This is a genomic window from uncultured Campylobacter sp. (assembly GCF_938017615.1).
In the GTDB taxonomy this organism is placed as follows: domain Bacteria; phylum Campylobacterota; class Campylobacteria; order Campylobacterales; family Campylobacteraceae; genus Campylobacter_B.
In genome coordinates this window covers 1-2815 of sequence record NZ_CALIJA010000186.1, presented here as the reverse complement: position 1 = coordinate 2815, position 2815 = coordinate 1, and the positions used below count along the sequence as shown (strand labels likewise).

Here is a 2815-nt window from a genome sequence, read left to right as displayed (position 1 = left end):
ATAATGTTTTTAATATTAAAACCGCAATTTAAATTTAAGCCAATAACTAATTTAAAAACTCAAATTACTTAAAATAAAATTTCGTAAATCCTCTCACCTAAACACATCATCCATCGGCGTGCTTTCGCATTTCTTTCGGTCCGCTTCTACCGAGAGTAGGCGAGCTTTACTGTCGTCTAAAATTTTTGGTGTAATAACAAGCCCCGGCAGATCTAAGGAATTTACGGCGTGCTTGCCGGCAAATGCCCCCAGGCCTCTGCCGAATATCCCGTTTACGCGCCCGTTCATATCATAAATCTCGCTGCCGTCGCAGTGAAAGACATTGCCCGAGATGCACTCGCATTTAAGCCCATCCGCAGCCTCTGTGTATCTGTAGTCCTCGACGTAAAGCGCACCGCTTACGCCACGGACGCTACTAATGGGATTGTAAATTAACACGGCTAGAATTTCGTTATTTTGAGGATTTGAGATCTCCCACTCCACGGCGCGATATGAGCTAAGCAGTAGCACGATAGGCTTATCGGATTTGGCTAAATTTAGCTTGACGCGATTATTCATCTGCGCGCTTTCGTAGATCGCGCCCAGCCACAGATCGTAGTCCTTATCCGCAGGGATCTTGGCTACGGCGTCTTTTTGACGATAAAAGGGCTCTACATCTTTAAAATCCACGAAAAGCTCGCTGGAATGCGCGTCATTTAAAAACCACGCTTCGATCTTGTGCTTGCCTTTGCTAAATTTATACGTAAGCGGGCGCTTTTGATTGCTAGATGTCCCACCTAGCACGTCCGTGCCGTCCACGGCGATTACCAGCGTAGACCAGCCGTAATCTCCTAGCACCATCTTTTCGATATCGGCGTCGAAATTAAACTCGCCTACCCAATACGCCATAAGATTTGGAGATGGAATTTCATGAAAGGAATTTCCTTCATAATTGACGCTGATGCGATCGACATTTTCAGAGAAAACCACCTTCTTAGGCTCATCTTTATTCAGATAAAACGCCAAAAACTTATCCTGCGGGATCTGCGCATCCGCAGTAATCTCTTTCGCCCATTTTTGCATATTGCTCTCTTGCGCGAACGCCGCAAATGCAAGCACCAAAATAATCAAAAACCTCATTACCGACCTTTCTTATTTCGTATAAAAGTAAAATCCCTAAACCTAAAAGCCCTAGGCTTAGGGATTTTGCCGCTTTAGCTCCCCGCCTATACGAATTAAATTTCAGCTGCTTAAATTTCAGCTGCGCGAGAAATTTCCTTGCCGCGACCGCTACGGATAAAATTCCATCCCAAATAAGCTTTGCAGAGGCTTTCGCAGATAAGCTCCACCGCCATAAAGCCCGGCGAAATAAAATTTAAACTAGCGCAATGCTGTGGCTACCCCTAAAAAGCTAGATGCGATAAATTTCAAGCCAGAAATTCATCGCTAAAGCCCATCTTAAAATTTTAAAACAGAGCTTTAAGGCGGCAAAATTTCATCCGCAAAATTTACTCGGGCGGGATTTGCCTGCAAGACCGCCCCTTAAGCCCCGCGGCACATCGCCGCAAAAAGGATAGATATGAGAAAGATCATCGACATAACGGCGCTTTCTATCGCCGTTTGCGTCTTGGTTATGGTGCTTTTTTTGCCGTCGCCCGTTTTGTCGTTCAAATGCTACCGCGGCGATGGCGTAAGCTGCGCGCAGCTGGGGCGCGACAAGCTCTCCCGCGGAGATTACGACGGCGCCAAGCTTGCTCTTGCTAAGGCTTGCGAGGCGGGCGAAAAAGATAGCTGCTTTGATCTGGGAGCCCTATACGACGGCGAGGGCAATGCGACGCAAGCGGGAGTATTTTATGACGCAGCCTGCGATAAAAACGTCGCCATAGCTTGCCACAAGCTAGGCAACCTATATCAGCGAGGGCGCCTGAGTAGGGACTTCGTTGCCGCCGCGCAGCGCTACGCCAAGGCCTGCGATTTAGGCTATGCCAAGAGTTGCCACAATGCGGGCGTGGTCTATTTCACGGGCGGTTTTGGGCTTGCGGCGGATCCGGCAAAGGCGACGAGCTTTTTCGAGCGAGGCTGTGACAGCGGGCCGAGGGACAGCTGCTATAACGCGGGCTTAGCGTATGATAAAGGCCTCGGCGCGCCGCAGGATCGCGATAAGGCGGTGAAATTCTACACCAAATCCTGTGAAATGGGCTACGGCGACGCCTGCAATAATTTAGGCTATTTGTATCTGAGCGAGGGGGATTTGCGCGGATTTTCCAAGGGGCTCGGATACGTCAAAAAGGGCTGCGACGCGGGCAATAAAAAATCCTGCGAGTTCTACGAGTTTATAAAAGAGAAAATTTTAAAGAAGCAGGGCAGTCGGTAGCCCAGCATGCGTTTGCCTGTTTGCCCTGCTCGTCGCGCGCACCGTCTGTCGTGCGCTGTCTATTTTGCGCTATTCGCCTCGCACTGCCTGTTGCGAGATTTCTGTTTTGTGCTGTTCGCCGTGCGCTGTTTGTTTTGCACTGCTCGCGCCTTGCACCGCCTGTTTGCGCTGCTCGTTGCGCGGTATTGGTTTTTGCGATGGGCTCACTTGCGATACTACCGCGGCGGATTTGTGAGCTTTTATAGTGCGTGGAATTTCGCCGCAATTCTACAGCGAACGGAATTCGGTAATATGCAGATAGCCCGTACATGCGGCTTGCTAAATTTAGCGGCGGAGCTTTACTTGGAATTCTATTGCTATAAAATTTTTAAGGCTTAGTTCTAAATTTGCTGCCCACAGAGGTTCAACTTTAAAATTTTACGGGCGGCGCTGCGAGCAAGGCATAAATTTTGATTTTAAAAT

The 2815-nt window shown here is 48.6% G+C and carries 3 protein-coding genes; 1 reads left to right on the top strand and 2 read right to left on the bottom strand.

Features of this window, described 5'->3' with window-relative positions; all coding sequences use genetic code 11:
• Positions 1-93: 93 nt before the first annotated feature.
• Complete coding sequence (locus Q0620_RS09565; protein ID WP_298784778.1) at positions 94-1119, bottom strand: hypothetical protein; 1026 nt, start codon at positions 1117-1119, stop codon at positions 94-96.
• Positions 1120-1558: 439 nt separating this feature from the next.
• On the opposite strand from Q0620_RS09565, the gene Q0620_RS09560 reads away from it, so the two are divergent.
• Positions 1559-2353: a tetratricopeptide repeat protein gene (locus Q0620_RS09560; RefSeq protein WP_298784775.1), complete on the top strand. Its 795-nt coding sequence runs from the start codon at positions 1559-1561 to the stop codon at positions 2351-2353.
• Here Q0620_RS09560 and Q0620_RS09555 read toward each other — a convergent pair.
• A complete protein-coding gene (locus tag Q0620_RS09555) occupies positions 2313-2663 on the bottom strand; it encodes a hypothetical protein (RefSeq protein WP_298784773.1) in 351 nt (116 codons plus the stop codon). The genes Q0620_RS09560 and Q0620_RS09555 overlap by 41 nt on opposite strands.
• Positions 2664-2815: the final 152 nt, after the last annotated feature.